Below are 14,273 nucleotides of genomic sequence, written 5' to 3'. Positions count from 1 at the left end.
TTTCTTTTCAGAACCTTTCTCCTCAGAGGGTCCCGGCTTTTTTCCAACCCATGTAGCGTGTCACCAATGCGGGGCCCAGCTCAGAGGGCAAGGTGTCCAGCACGGACAAACCGTGCGCGCTCAGGCGGTCATGCAACTCATCCCGTGTGTTGAGGTAGTCGATGGTGCCGCTGTAGGCCAGGGCTTCGGGCAAGGTTTGCACAGGGGTATGGCGCAGTTGGTCGAGTACCTCCTCGCGCAAGCTGGCCACCAGCACCTTATGTTGGCGACTGATGCGTTTGACGGCAGTCAACAGTGCTTCATCGTCCTCGTCCCGCAGGTTACTCACCACAATGACCAAGGCTCGACGCTTCTGCCGGGCCAGCAGTTGGCTTGCCGCCGCCTGGTAATCGGCAGTGCGTCGGGTGGTGTCCAGGTCGTACACCGCATTGAGCAACAGGTTCAACTGGCTACTGCCCTTGACCGGCGCCAGGTAGCGCGACTGGTCACCGGCAAAGGTGCACAGCCCCACGGCATCGCCTTGGCGCAAGGCAACGTAGCTGAGCAGCAGGCACGCGTTGAGAGCATGGTCAAAGTGAGACAGTTCGTCATCCTGGCTGCGCATGCGCCGCCCGCAGTCAAGCATGAACACGATTTGTTGGTCGCGCTCATCCTGGTATTCACGGGCGATGGGGGTGCGTTGTCGGGCAGTAGCTTTCCAGTCGATCTGGCGCAGGCTGTCGCCTTCGCGAAACTCGCGCAACTGATGAAACTCCAGCCCCAACCCACGCCGTTGGCGTTGACGAACGCCCAATTGGCTCAACCAGTTGTCTACGCCCAGCAGTTGGGCGCCGTACAGTCGGGCGAAATCCGGGTAGACGCGGGTGGTGTCGTTCACCTCGATATAGCGTCGTGCAGACCATAGCCCCATGGGGCTGGGCAGATGAACTTCGCAGCGGCTGAAACTGAAATGCCCGCGCCGCAGGGGGCGAAGACGGTAGCCCAGTTCGCAGCGTTCACCGGGATACAAGGTTATGGACTGAGGCATGTTCTCCACGCTCAACCCGTCGGGGGCATGATCGAATACCTGCACCGTCAGCGGCTGTGGGAAGTCGTGGTCCAGGGCCAGGCGGATTTCGCCCCAGCGCCCCAACGCCAGGCTGCCGGGCATCTGTCGTTGTATACGCGGAGAGGGGCGGCGATGCCCTCGTACGGCGTCCAGCATGGCCAACAGCAACAACGCCAGGAGTAATCCCCAGACGAGTGAGTGCAAGGTGTCCGATACTGTGAGCTGCAACGCTGCCGCAGTGCCCAGCAGGATGCCCAGACCCAGCAATGCGCCGAGCCAGTTCAACAGCAGACGGGTCGGCTTCATAGGCGAGTCATTGCCGAGGTGCCGGAATCTGATCGAGCAATTGCCTGAGCACCTGGTCGACCTCCAGCCCGTCGATATCCAACTCTGGCGCGATACGTACGCGGTGACGCAGTACTGCCAGGGCGCATTCCTTGATGTCATCCGGCGTGACGAACTCACCACCGCGCAACAAGGCGCGGGCGCGGGCGCCGCGTACCAGGTCAATGGACGCCCGTGGGCCAGCACCGATCGCCAGGCCTGGCCAGTTACGGGTGGCGCGCGCCAGGCGCACGGCATAGTCGAGCACCTGTTCGTCCAGGGCAAGGTCACTGGCAACCTGCTGCAGTTGCAGCACATCTTCGGCCTGCAACACCGTGCGCAATGGGTGTACATCCAGCATGTCGGCCCGCGACGAGCGTGTGACTTCGCGCACCATGTCCAGTTCCTGCTGCGCGTCGGGGTAATCCATGCGCACCTTGAGCATGAAGCGATCCAGTTCCGCCTCTGGCAGGGGGTAGGTGCCTTCCTGTTCGATGGGGTTCTGGGTTGCCAGTACCATGAACGGTTGGCCGATGGGCAGCGCCTCGCCTTCGAGGGTCACCTGCCGCTCCTGCATGGCCTCAAGCAAGGCCGCCTGGGTCTTGGCCGGGGCACGGTTGATTTCGTCGGCCAGTAACAGATGAGTGAACACCGGCCCCTTGCGCAGCTTGAATTGTTCGGTGTGCAGGTCGTACACGGCGTGGCCGGTGACATCGCTGGGCATCAGGTCCGGGGTGAACTGGATACGTGCGAAATCGCCCTCGAAGCAGCGTGCCAAGGCACGTACCAGCAAGGTTTTACCCAGCCCCGGCACACCTTCGAGCAGCACATGGCCGCCAGCGATGAGTGCGGTCAGGACATCGTCGATCACCGCGTCCTGGCCAATCACCGCCTTGCGCAACTCGGTTCGCAGGGCTTGAGCTTGCCCAGTGGCGCGTTGCAGGGATTCGCGGGTCAAGGCAGTGGCGCTTGGGAAATCACTCATAAGGCATTCCTGAGGGTTTGCAGGCACGCCACCTGCCGGCTGAAGTCGGCGCTGGAAAGCCGTTTTGCCGGGAGTGGGCCAAGGGCCTGGTTGATCACGTGAGGGGGTTGGCGCGTCAGGTGTTCAAGCACCCGGCACTGTTCTGCGTTGTCGAGGTGTTCAAAGCCGGGGTGACGGCGTCGGGCCGCACGCAGGATATCGCGCTGCAAAGTCTGCAGCAGTGTGCCTTGGCCGCTGCGGCGCAGCAGGAAGTCGGCACTGGCTTTCAGATGTTCCTGCAGTTGGCGACGAGCAGGGGAAGCGGGGTGCTGGATCGGGCCTTGACGCACGCCGGCACGCCAAAGTCCCAAGGCGACGAAGGCAACGAGTGCGACCAGGGCTTGGGGGAAATAGCGCATCAGCAAGCTAAGCAGGTCGTCGAAATCGCTGTTGAACAGCAAGGTCACGGCGGTGCCCTGGTTCAAGTACCAGAGCAGCCAGGCATTGTCGTGCTTTCCGATGTTCGGGGTTTTCCACAGGTCGCTGTCCGTGATCACTGTGACGCGGCCTTCCCCGAGGTCAAGCTGCATCAGGTGGCTGGCCCTCGCGCTGTTGGCGGAAAATTGAGCCAGGTGCCTGGGGTCGGTGAGGTTGAAATCTGTGTCGAAACTGAAGTAAGCCGATGCGGTTTCATTGTCGACATAGAGCTTGGTCAGGTCCGGGGCTTTCTTCTTCGAGGGCTTCTTGACGGAAGTGGCAGATTCTTCAGGCTCGTCACTCAAGGTCTGGTGAATATGCAGGCGATCGAGCAGCAGGTCGCCGCTTTTGCCTGTCTCTTCATCCCACAGCGCCTCGGCGACCACAAGCAAATGACCGCCGGATCTGGCCCACGCCAGCAACTGTTCTACCTGGCGTGGTGACAGGTTACTGCGTTCGCCGAGCAGCAGCAGGCTGTTGCCTTTGGAAGGCAGGGTGCCCAGCCGTTTCAGGCTATTGGCGTGTTCTACGGTGAGGCCTTGTTGACGCAGAAAGTGTTCGGCCGCCAGATAGGGATTGGCCAGTGCCTCCGGCGAAGGACCACGATCCACCACTTCGTCATAGGGAATCGCCTTGCTCCACACGTAGTAACCGCCCGCTCCAAGCAGGCATGCCAGCAATAACCCCACCCACAGTAATGGACGATTCATCAGTTGCTCCCTGGACTGAACAGGGCGCGCCAATCACTGCATAGTTTCTGCTGGGCAGGGAGCGCTGGGAGGTGGTGACCATAGGCGAGGTTTTGCCAATGCCGGGTCAGCTCATCACTGAAGGCCAGCAGTTGGGGGTGTTGCAACTGGTGTACACGTGCCAGGACCTGGCCTTCGGTATCAGCGTCTTTCAACGGCAGGTTGAAATCATGCAACAACCGGCTGAGCAGGCCTCGGTACAGCAGGCCGAGGGCTTCCCTGGGGTGGGTGGCCCATAGGTGTTCGGCGGCGCCGGCAACGTCGTCGGGCAAGGTTTCGGTGCCCAGTTCAAGGCCGAACAACTGCGTGGGCAGCGGTTTGACAGCCTCTGTCTTGCGCGGCCCGCGTCTGCTGACAAAGGTGCGCAACCACTCGCGATAGCGCCACACAAGCATGATCAGGCTACCAATGAACACGCTCCACAGCAGAATTTCCAGGCCTTGGGCGATGTGCTTGAAGGTATTGCTGTTGAGGTTGTCCAGCAAGGCCTTCAGCCAATCGGGAAGTCTGCCGTTATTGGGCGTTTTGTTTTTACCGGCTGGCTTTTCTTCTCCAAACCGATAACGGGTCACGGTTTCCGGGTTTTTGAAGGGCGGCTTGTCCAGCAGCGATTTGATGGATTGGCTCGCGCTCGGAGTGCTCAGTGGCTTGGAGGGGCTGGAAGCATCGGCCATGACGGGAAGGCTGAGAGGCAGCAGCATCAGTCCGATCATCAGCAACAACATCGGTGCCACATTGCTCAGGCGTTGACGCAGGCGTCGGAATACCAGTTCCAGATCCCAGGCTTCCAATACGGTGCGACGATTAAGGTAGAGGCTGAAGCCGCAGGCGACATAGATGGGTTCCCAAAATATCAGGAGCAAGGCATAGAACGCGTTGCCCAGGTGCTCCAGCCACAACCCTTCCGAGCTTGTCGCCAATAACAGGCGTTGCCAGTCCCAATCCATCTCGAGGTTTTGCGGGATGAACAGATAGAACAGTGCCATGCAGCCGAACCACAGGCCGATTTCAAGGTGCATCCCGATGATGGTGAGCCAGCGTGCGGCTCCGGCATTGCGTTGCTGCAACACGCCCAGGCGTTTCTGGCGTGCCGGGCCGTCCAGGCCTTCGAGTTGGCTAACCGGCATTTCAAAGCTGCGGCTCAGGCTGAGCCGTCGCCAGGTCAGGCTGGCCAGCAGTTGACCCTTGAGGAGGCGCGGCCACTGGCGCACAGCGTGCTTGATAGTGGGCGTTTCACCAAACAGGGCCTTGGACAGAATGTACAGCGGCAAGCGGTCGAAGGCCGGCTTGAGCCACCAGAACAGAAATATGGCGGTGGACGGATACTGCCACAGCAGGGCTGTAAGCAAGGCGAACACAGGTAGGGTGACCAACGCCCAACTGCCCATCAATAGCACGCGATGCTCCCGTGCCATCAAGGCGCCAAGATCCATGGCTTCCCAGGCAGTACGCGGCCGGATGACCACACTGGCATCAGTCAGGCGCATGGCGATTCCTTCCGGCAAAGCCCAGGTAAGTGCCCACCAGCAGCCACAGAACAGCGCCCACCAGGTATTTGATCCACGGGGTTATCACGGTGGTGGATGACCAATATGCCTCGATGAAAGCTGCGATCAGCAGAAACAGCATGACACCGCACAGCATTCGCACGCTCTTGCGTGCAGCCAGCCGCAATGATTCACCACGGGTCAGTTGTCCAGGGGCGATCAGTGCCCACCCCAACTGCAAGCCTGCGGCACCGGCGAGGGCGATCGCGGTCAGTTCGAATGCGCCATGGCCGATGACGAATGACCAGAAGGTCTGGCCATAGCCGATCTCGGTCAGGTGACCGGAGACCGCACCGATGATGAGCCCGTTGAAAATCAGAAAGAACACGCTGCCCAGGCCGAACAATAAACCGGCGGCAAACGTCTGGAACGCGATACCGATGTTGTGCATCACGTAGTAGCCGAACATCATCCAGTCTTCACTTGATGCACGCTCGGCGGCGCGGCCCAGGCGGCTTGCATCAGGGTCGTACATGGCCTGCATCTCGGCCACCTGTTGCGGGCTGACGATGCTGTAGATCAGGTCGGGAAACAGGTAGACCAGCAGGGCAATACCCACCAGGCTGCCGAAGAACAGCAGGCTGGCGATCAGCACGAAACGCCACTGTTCCCGTACCAGCCGAGGAAAATCGGCGAGTACAAAGCTCAGCGCATTCGCCGCCAGTTGGCTGCGATGACGGTAGAGTTGTTGGTGGCCGCGCAGGGCCAGTTGTTGCAATGGGTCTACCAGGTAGCTGCTGTAGCCACGTTCCTGGGCCAGGGCCAGGTGCTGGCACAGGCGTCGATATTGATGAGGGAAATCGGCCACTTCAGCGGCTTTGGCCTGCCCTTGCTCCAACTGTGTGAGCTGCTCGGCGAAGGTTTGCCATTGGCGTTGGTGACGGCTTTCGAAAAGGCTCTGTTTCATGTCGGCCCCAGCAGGCCGCGGGCCACGCCATTGAGTTGTTCCGCAGCGCGGGCGGGGGATACCTGCAAGGGCGCGGCGAGAATCGAGGCCAATTCGTGAACACGCTCGGTGGACAGTTCCCCTTGGCGTTCCGCAAAACCAAGGATCGCCCGTTGTTCGCTCAAATCCAGGGCAAAGGGCAAGCGCAGGGCTGTTGCTTGAGGAATCTGGGGCCGTACCAGCGGTTGTTCCCGGTAGATCACCAGTGTGCCGGCGGCCAGGTCGCCCAGGCGCTTGAAGTGGGGGTGCTGCAGGCAACTGATCGCGCCAAGGCAGTAGCCGAACGGCAGCATGTCCACAAACCGCAGCAGGTTACGAATCAGTGAAGCGGACCAGCCAATCGGAGTGCCGTCATCTTGTACGACACGCAGCCCCATAACCTGCTTGCCGGGTGAGCAACCCTGGTTGAGCACCTCGAACAGCACCATGTACCACCAACTGATCAAAAACAGCAGCAGCGCTCCCAGGCCGATCCCGACGTTGCCAAGCAAAGCCAATGGCACCAACAGAACGCCCATGATCACCCCGCGTACACCTAGGTCGAAGGCAAAGGCGAGCACGCGCGGCACCAGGCCGGCCGGACGCAGGGGCAGGTCGATGCCCTCCGGGGTCTCGATCTGGTAGCGGGTGTCCAATGGGGCTGACGGCATCGCGATCCTTGGCAGTGCAGAGTGACAGGAAGACACGGATGCTAGCAGTGTCGGGGATGGAAGCAACCATTCAAGGTTTTGCTGGGTGTTTGTACAGTGTATTTGGTGCTGGTCGCGGAAGCCTTTCAGCGCCTAGACTTTGTCGATCTTCAGTACAGGAACAGCCCGTGACCTCCATTTTCTGGTACGACTATGAAACCACCGGCATCAATCCGCGCAGCGATCGCCCGCTTCAGGTAGCCGGCATTCGTACCGACCTCGAACTCAACGAGATCGGCTCGCCGGTCAATCTCTATTGCCAGCCCAGCGACGATATCCTGCCGCACCCCATCGCGTGTGCGATCACTGGTATCACGCCCGCAATACTCGCGGAAAAAGGCTTGGCCGAGGCCGACTTCATGACTCGGGTGCACACTGAACTGGCCGCCCCCGGTACGTGCGGTGCCGGTTACAACACGCTGCGGTTTGATGACGAGATGACGCGCTACAGCCTCTATCGCAATTTTTTCGACCCCTACGCACGAGAATGGCAGGGCGGTAACAGTCGCTGGGATTTGATCGACGTGGTCCGCACGGCCTACGCCCTGCGCCCGGAGGGCATTGAATGGCCGCAGCAGGATGGGCGCGTCACGCTCAAGCTGGAGCGTCTGACCGAAGCCAATGGGATCGACCATGGTCAGGCGCACGATGCGTTGTCCGATGTGCGTGCCACGATTGCGTTGGCTCGGCTGGTACGTGAGAAACAGCCCAAGTTGTATGAATGGCTGTTTCAGCTGCGCAGCAAGCAACGGGTAATGGACCAGGTGCGTCTGCTGCAGCCAATGGTGCATATTTCCGGGCGTTTTTCTGCCGAACGTCATTACCTGGGTGTTGTGCTGCCGCTCGCATGGCATCCGCGTAATCGCAATGCATTGATCGTCTGTGACCTCGGACTCGATCCGCAGGGGCTGCTGGACCTTGATGCCGAGGCCTTGCGCCAGCGCCTCTATACCCGTCGTGACGATCTCGCCGACGGTGAATTGCCGGTCCCCCTCAAATTGGTGCATATCAACCGCTGCCCCGTGGTGGCGCCCTTGAATGTGCTGCGCGCAGAAGATCGTGAGCGTCTGCACTTGGACATGAATATTTTTCAGGAACGGGCGCTGCGGCTAACTGACGCACAGGAACTTTGGCGCGATAAGTTGGCGGTCATTTACGCGCACGAAGACTTCACGCCGAGTTCGGATCCTGAGCAACAGCTTTACGACGGTTTTATCGGAGACCGTGACCGGCGTTTATGTGAACAAGTCCGGACCGCTGAGCCTGCGCAATTAGCGCGCCAGCAGTGGCCTTTTGATGACGAGCGTTTGCCTGAATTATTATTCCGCTACCGAGCGCGCAACTTCCCCGATACGTTGAACAGCGAGGAGCAACTGCGCTGGAAACTTTTCTGTCAGCAACGTTTGTCGAGCCCGGAATGGGGCGCGCCGAATACCCTTGATGCGTTTAAACAGGCTCGGCTTGAGTTTGCTGTTAGTGCTACACCGTTCCAGTCTCAGGTGCTGGACCAATGGCAGGAGTATGCGGACGCTCTAGCGACCAGAATGAATCTGTAGTCGGTTTTCGCAGACTATGCGGACAATAAAAAACGCCAGCAAGCTGGCGTTTTTAATGTGTCACGGGGCAGGCGCAAACCTGATGAGGCTTAGCCCAGCAGGGTAGCCCAACCTTCAACCACGTCACCGCCCCACTTGGCTTTCCACTCTTTCAGCGTTTTGTGGTTGCCACCTTTGGTTTCAATCACTTCGCCGTTGTGCGGGTTTTTGTACTGTTTGACTTTGCGGGCACGCTTGGTACCGGTAGTTTTTACGGCGCCGCGTGGAGCTTTAACTTTCGACTCTGGATCCAGCAGCGCGATGATGTCACGCAGGGATTTGGAGTATTCACCCATCAGGGCACGCAATTTACCTTCGAATTCCAGCTCGGTTTGCAGTTTGTCGTCTTGGGACAGGTTCTTCAAACGGGCTTGCAGCTCTTTGATAGCTTCTTCGGTGGCACGGTATTCGTTGATCAGAGACATGTGGACTACCTTATGTAGAGCGCTGATTGACAGGGATAGTGGCCCAATAATAGTCAGGCGGTTTCCTCAAGTAAACATTTAAGCTCGCATTTATGTGAATTACTTTGAATGTTTGTAGCAATGCTATGCATTCGAGTTAATTACTAGGGCGTAGACCCAAAGATAATCTGCTTGGAAAAGCGGGAACAGCCGTGGTATGCCGCACAGATTCATATAAGGGTGGTAAAACCATAGGCTATTAAGGGACAAAGCTGGGGCCGGCGATCAGAATAAACGTTAACGAATACTGCAGTTTTCCTGCGCAATCGCTAGAATGGCGGCCTTTGCGAAGTTCTGGAGTTTCCCCCTAATGCGCACTTTTCGGCTGGTGATTGCTTGCCCGGACCGGGTCGGCATCGTTGCCAAAGTCAGTAACTTTCTGGCCTCCCACAACGGCTGGATTACCGAAGCGAGTCATCACTCGGACAATCTCAGCGGTTGGTTCTTCATGCGTCACGAGATTCGTGCCGATTCGCTGCCTTTTGGTCTTGATGCCTTCCGTGACGCGTTTGCGCCGATCGCTGAAGAGTTTTCGATGACCTGGCACATCACCGACACCGAGCAGAAAAAGCGCGTGGTGTTGATGGCCAGCCGCGAATCCCACTGCCTGGCCGATTTGCTGCACCGCTGGCACAGCGATGAGCTGGACTGCGAGATCGCTTGCGTGATTTCCAACCATGACGACCTGCGCAGCATGGTCGAGTGGCACGGCATCCCGTATTACCACGTGCCGGTCAACCCGCAGGACAAGGAGCCGGCGTTCGCCGAGGTCTCCCGCCTGGTCAAGCAACACGAGGCTGACGTTGTGGTGCTGGCGCGCTACATGCAAATCCTGCCGCCGGAACTGTGCCGCGAATACGCCGGCAAGGTGATCAACATTCACCACAGCTTCCTGCCGTCGTTCGTAGGGGCCAAGCCGTATCACCAGGCTTCCCTGCGGGGTGTGAAGTTGATCGGCGCGACTTGCCACTACGTCACCGAAGAGCTGGACGCCGGCCCGATCATCGAGCAGGACGTGGTGCGTGTCAGCCACAGCGACAGCATTGAAGACATGGTGCGTTTCGGCCGCGACGTCGAGAAGATGGTCCTGGCCCGTGGCCTGCGCTACCACCTGGAAGACCGCGTGCTGGTGCACGGCAACAAGACGGTGGTGTTCTGACCGACCTGTTGTGATTGAAGAATGAAGGGCCTGGGCGTTAAATCGTTCCGGGCCCTTTTTCTTTGCGTGCCCTTGAGGATTGAGCGATGAATGATCCGTTGGACAAAGCCACGTCAAAAGCACCGGCAACCTTAGGGGAGGGCTGTTTGAGCCGATATGACCCGGATGACCTGAGCAGCGAGGACGGCACCGAATTTCCCGGTGCCGCCGAGTTGTGGGAGCAAGAGCAGGCCAAGTCCGAGCCCGAGGACTTCTGATCAGATCCGGAAACTACCGACCAACTGCTTCAACCGTGCCGCTTGTTGCTCAAGGTCGGCACATGCTCGCAGCGTGGACTGCAGGTTTTCCACCCCTTCCTGATTGAGGGTGTTGATCTCGGTAATGTCCATGTTGATCGACTCCACCACTGAAGTCTGTTCTTCCGTGGCAGTGGCGACCGACTGGTTCATGCCGTCGATCTCGCCGATGCGCTGGGTCACGCTGTTCAGGCGCTCGCCGGCCAGGTTGGCGATGTCCACGCTGTCGAGGCTGTGGCGCTGGCTTTCACTCATGGTGCTGACCGAATCCCGGGCGCCGACTTGCAGCTCCTCGATCATCTTCTGCACTTGCTGCGCGGACTCCTGCGTGCGATGCGCCAAGTTGCGCACTTCATCGGCAACCACCGCAAACCCACGGCCCGCTTCCCCGGCACGCGCCGCTTCAATGGCGGCGTTCAGTGCCAGCAGGTTGGTTTGCTGGGAAATGCTGGTGATCACTTCGAGAATCTGGCCGATGTTCACCGTCTTGCTGTTAAGCGCTTCGATATTGCTGCTGGACGCGCTGATCATCGCTGAAAGCTGATTCATCGCCTTGATATTGCGCTCGACCACTTGCTGGCCGTCCTCAGCCAGGTGCCGGGCATCGCTGGCCTGATGGGAGGCTTGCGCGGCATTGCGCGCAATTTCCTGGGCGGCGGCGCCCAATTCATTGATGGCGGCGGCGACACTGTTGGTACGGTTGGCCTGCTCGTCGGAGTTGACCATCGACGAGTTGGACGCGCTGACCACCCGTAGTGCTACCTCATTCACCTGTTCGGTGGCTGAGGACACTTCGCTGATCGATGTGTGAATGCGCTCCACGAAGCGGTTGAAGGCGTTACCCAGCGTGCCGAATTCATCGTGATTCTGGATGGTCAGGCGGCGCGTCAGGTCCCCCTCGCCATCGGCGATGTCCTGCATGGCGCGGGTCATCACGTGCAAAGGTTGCATTAATACGCGGATCAGCATGCCCAGCAGGGCGATGATGATCACCACCGCAATCACCGTGGCGATGACCGCCGAGGTGCGGAACTCGCTGAGCATGGCGAAGGATTTGTCTTTATCTACTGAAATACCGAGGTACCAGTTCACCGAAGGCAGGCCCTTGATCAGTATGAAGGTCACGATGTTGGCCTTGCCGTTGGCCTCGACTTCGCTGAAATCGGCGCTGATTTTTGGCGTATTTTTCGGATACACATCGGTCAGGGTCTTCATCACCAGGTTTTTATCCGGATGTACCAATACTCTGCCATCGGCGCTGACCAGAAACGCATAGCCCATGCCGCCGAAGTTCAGCGCGCCAATGTTATCCACCAGGGTTTGCAGGCTCAGGTCGCCGCCCACTACGCCGATGCTCTGAGTATCCCGGGTGCTGGGGGTGGCAACGGAAATGATCAACTTGCCGGTGGCGGCATCGATATAGGGTTCGGTCAGGGTTGAGCCGTTGCTGCTCTGGGCGCCCTTGTACCAGGGCCGCACACGCGGGTCGAAGCCGTCCGGCATCTTGGTGTCGGGGCGGATGGTAAAGGCGCCCTGGCTGTCACCGACGTAGGTCGCCATGAATGAGGACGTCAGGGTTTTCTGCTCCAGCAGGCTGGCAACTGCGGAAGGCTCGGGGTTGATGGCGATGTTTTGTGCGGCGTTCTCCACCAGGGCAATGCGCCCGGTGAGCCAGGTTTGAATATTGCTGGCGGTGACGTCGCCCATTTCATGCAGGTAATTGTTGAGGTCGTCGCGAATGGCGTTGCGTTGCAGGTAGTCGTTGTAAAGGGTAAACAGCGCGAAAGCCGCGATGACGATAAGGGAGGCTGCAAGCAGGATTTTGTGGCTGAAACGCAGATTTTTATTCATGGCTTGTAGGGTCCGCTAAGGTCTTAATATCCAAAGCGCGTCCTTGTGGGATGCGCAAAATGACAGCGTCAAAAAAGGTGTGATACTTCTTGTGATAGCTCCGGTGGTCCATGTAGGAACTATCTGACCTATTTTTAGACTTTGTGGGTCTTACATCTGCCTGTATCGACTTGGCGACACTAAAGATTAACCATGGGTGACGAAATGCCTGACTCCTCGCAACTGCTTATCGGTGCCGACCTTTCCGGCCAGCCCATCGCCCAGGCCATGCGGTTGGCCAATCGCCACGGGTTGATCGCCGGTGCCACCGGCACGGGCAAGACCGTTACATTGCAACGCCTGGCGGAAGCCTTCAGTGACGCCGGCGTGGCGGTGTTTGCCGCGGACATCAAGGGGGACCTATGCGGGCTCGGCGCTGCGGCGAATCCGCAAGGCAAGGTCGCCGAGCGCATCGCCGGCATGCCTTTCCTGAATTACACGGCCAAGGCTTATCCGGTCACGCTGTGGGATATCCACGGGCAGTCCGGCCATCCATTGCGCACCACCATCAGCGAAATGGGCCCGTTGTTGCTCGGTAGCCTGTTGGAACTTACTGACAGCCAGCAGTCAGCGCTTTACGCGGCGTTCAAGGTGGCGGATCGCGAAGGCTTGCTGCTGCTGGACCTCAAGGACCTCAAGGCACTGCTTAACCACCTGCGCTATCACCCGGAATTGCTGGGCGAAGACGCAGCGCTGATGACCACCGGATCCAGCCAGGCCCTCTTGCGGCGCCTGGCGGTGCTGGAACAACAGGGGGCTGAAGCCTTGTTTGGTGAGCCGGCCCTGCAGTTGGAAGATATCCTGCAGCCCACTGGTGATGGACGCGGGCGCATCCATCTGCTGGACGCCAGCCGTCTGGTGCACGAGGCACCGAAGGTATACGCGACGTTCCTGCTGTGGCTGTTGGCGGAGTTGTTCGAGCAACTGCCCGAGCGTGGTGATGCCGAAAAACCGCTGCTGGCGCTGTTTTTTGATGAGGCACATTTGTTGTTCGCCGATACGCCCAAGGCCTTGCAGGAGCGCCTGGAACAGGTGGTGCGGCTGATTCGCTCCAAAGGCGTCGGTGTGTATTTTGTCACTCAATCGCCGGGCGACCTGCCGGACAGCGTGCTGGCCCAGCTCGGTCTGCGTATCCAGCATGGCTTGCGGGCGTTCACCACCAAGGAACAGAAATCCCTGCGTGCCGTCGCGGAGGGGTTTCGGCCCAATCCAGCATTCGATGCCTTGTCGGTACTGACCGAGCTGGGCACGGGTGAGGCGTTGGTGGGCACCTTGCAGGAAAAAGGCACGCCGGAAGTCGTCCATCGCGTTTTGGTTGCTCCGCCGCAATCACGCATCGGGCCGCTCAGCGAAGCCGAACGCGCCGCGTTGGTCGCCAGTTCGCCGCTGCAAGGCCGTTATGACAAGCCGATTGATCGGGAATCCGCTTACGAAGTGCTGATGTCACGCAAGAAGCTTGGCCCGACCGAAGAGACCAAGCCGACTACCGACGAGCCGAGTTTTACCGACAGGGCCGGTGCGTTTCTGGGCACCACGGCAGGCAAGGCGCTGAAATCGGCGATGCAGCAGGCCGCCAATCAGATGGGGCGGCAACTGGTACGTGGTTTGTTGGGGTCGTTACTGGGCGGCAGCAAGCGCAAATAGAGACTCAGGGCTTGAGCCTGGCGTGGGCTGCCAGTCGCTCAAGGGCTGCGCGCAAGGCCGGGTTGCTGATCCCGTCGGCCGTTGCCTGAATGGTTTCGGCGGCATTCGTCGAGAGGTCATGAGTGTGCTGCACCACGCCAGGCAGGGTGGTGGGCGGTTGTACCTTGAACTGAATGCGCGTCAAACCGGCGAATTCATCAAACGCTATCAATTGACGTTGCAGGCGTTTTTGCTGATAACGCAGACGTGTCGCCCAGTGGCCATCTGTGACAATTAGCAGCAGGTTGCCTTCACGCCAGGACGCCACGCGGCAGTGTTCGCGCGCGGCCGGTTGCAGTTGGCTTTCGAGCAGGCGTTGCAGATGGCCCAGGCGTTGCGCATGGCCAAAGATGGCTTTCAGCGGCTTGGCATCGCGAAGCAACACGGCAGGCGCGCGGGCTGGCGAGGGGCGAAATGCCATTGTTGGACACCTTAAGTAACA

12 protein-coding genes are annotated in these 14,273 nt (G+C 59.4%); 3 read left to right on the top strand and 9 right to left on the bottom strand.

The annotated features are described in order from the left end of the window. Positions 1–22: 22 nt before the first annotated feature. The 6 genes from M2497_RS25555 to M2497_RS25530 are packed head-to-tail and all read right to left on the bottom strand — an operon-like array spanning position 23 to position 6,705. Entirely contained in the window at positions 23–1,354 is a 1,332-nt protein-coding gene (locus tag M2497_RS25555; RefSeq protein WP_248484066.1) for a DUF58 domain-containing protein, read from the bottom strand. Between the two features lie 7 nt (positions 1,355–1,361). Continuing rightward, a complete protein-coding gene (locus M2497_RS25550; RefSeq protein WP_248484064.1) occupies positions 1,362–2,357 on the bottom strand; it encodes a MoxR family ATPase in 996 nt (331 codons plus the stop codon). After that, positions 2,354–3,523 carry a DUF4350 domain-containing protein gene (locus M2497_RS25545; RefSeq protein WP_248484062.1) on the bottom strand — a complete coding sequence of 390 codons (1,170 nt, stop codon included), beginning with the start codon at positions 3,521–3,523 and terminating at the stop codon, positions 2,354–2,356. The genes M2497_RS25550 and M2497_RS25545 overlap by 4 nt, the downstream gene beginning before the upstream one ends. Next, positions 3,523–5,049, bottom strand: coding sequence for a DUF4129 domain-containing protein (locus M2497_RS25540; RefSeq protein WP_248484060.1), 1,527 nt, complete (start codon positions 5,047–5,049; stop codon positions 3,523–3,525). The genes M2497_RS25545 and M2497_RS25540 overlap by 1 nt, the downstream gene beginning before the upstream one ends. Then, positions 5,036–6,016 carry a stage II sporulation protein M gene (locus M2497_RS25535; protein ID WP_248484058.1) on the bottom strand — a complete coding sequence of 327 codons (981 nt, stop codon included), beginning with the start codon at positions 6,014–6,016 and terminating at the stop codon, positions 5,036–5,038. The genes M2497_RS25540 and M2497_RS25535 overlap by 14 nt, the downstream gene beginning before the upstream one ends. Further along, the gene (locus M2497_RS25530) at positions 6,013–6,705 is read right to left on the bottom strand and encodes an RDD family protein (protein WP_058423285.1); all 693 of its coding nucleotides are present in this window, start codon (positions 6,703–6,705) and stop codon (positions 6,013–6,015) included. Before M2497_RS25530 ends, M2497_RS25535 begins: the two co-directional genes overlap by 4 nt. A gap of 167 nt (positions 6,706–6,872) precedes the next feature. On the opposite strand from M2497_RS25530, the gene sbcB reads away from it, so the two are divergent. Next, positions 6,873–8,300: an exodeoxyribonuclease I gene (gene sbcB / locus M2497_RS25525; RefSeq protein ID WP_248484056.1), complete on the top strand. Its 1,428-nt coding sequence runs from the start codon at positions 6,873–6,875 to the stop codon at positions 8,298–8,300. An 89-nt stretch (positions 8,301–8,389) separates the two neighbouring features. On the opposite strand, the gene mvaT is transcribed toward sbcB, so the two are convergent. Beyond that, entirely contained in the window at positions 8,390–8,764 is a 375-nt protein-coding gene (gene mvaT / locus M2497_RS25520) for a histone-like nucleoid-structuring protein MvaT (protein WP_016970296.1), read from the bottom strand. Between the two features lie 349 nt (positions 8,765–9,113). On the opposite strand from mvaT, the gene purU reads away from it, so the two are divergent. Continuing rightward, complete coding sequence (purU, locus tag M2497_RS25515) at positions 9,114–9,962, top strand: formyltetrahydrofolate deformylase (protein WP_010208067.1); 849 nt, start codon at positions 9,114–9,116, stop codon at positions 9,960–9,962. Between the two features lie 257 nt (positions 9,963–10,219). Here purU and M2497_RS25510 read toward each other — a convergent pair whose 3' ends face one another. Beyond that, the gene (locus M2497_RS25510; RefSeq protein ID WP_248484054.1) at positions 10,220–12,109 is read right to left on the bottom strand and encodes a methyl-accepting chemotaxis protein; all 1,890 of its coding nucleotides are present in this window, start codon (positions 12,107–12,109) and stop codon (positions 10,220–10,222) included. 204 nt (positions 12,110–12,313) lie between these two features. On the opposite strand from M2497_RS25510, the gene M2497_RS25505 reads away from it, so the two are divergent. Beyond that, positions 12,314–13,792: a helicase HerA-like domain-containing protein gene (locus M2497_RS25505; RefSeq protein WP_248484052.1), complete on the top strand. Its 1,479-nt coding sequence runs from the start codon at positions 12,314–12,316 to the stop codon at positions 13,790–13,792. 4 nt (positions 13,793–13,796) lie between these two features. Here M2497_RS25505 and M2497_RS25500 read toward each other — a convergent pair whose 3' ends face one another. Continuing rightward, positions 13,797–14,252, bottom strand: coding sequence for a DciA family protein (locus tag M2497_RS25500; RefSeq protein ID WP_248484050.1), 456 nt, complete (start codon positions 14,250–14,252; stop codon positions 13,797–13,799). Positions 14,253–14,273: the final 21 nt, after the last annotated feature.

Origin of the sequence: Pseudomonas sp. CYM-20-01 (assembly GCF_023169845.1) — a bacterium.
Classification (GTDB): Bacteria; Pseudomonadota; Gammaproteobacteria; order Pseudomonadales; family Pseudomonadaceae; genus Aquipseudomonas; species Aquipseudomonas azotoformans.
This window is presented reverse-complemented; position numbering and strand designations above follow the sequence as displayed.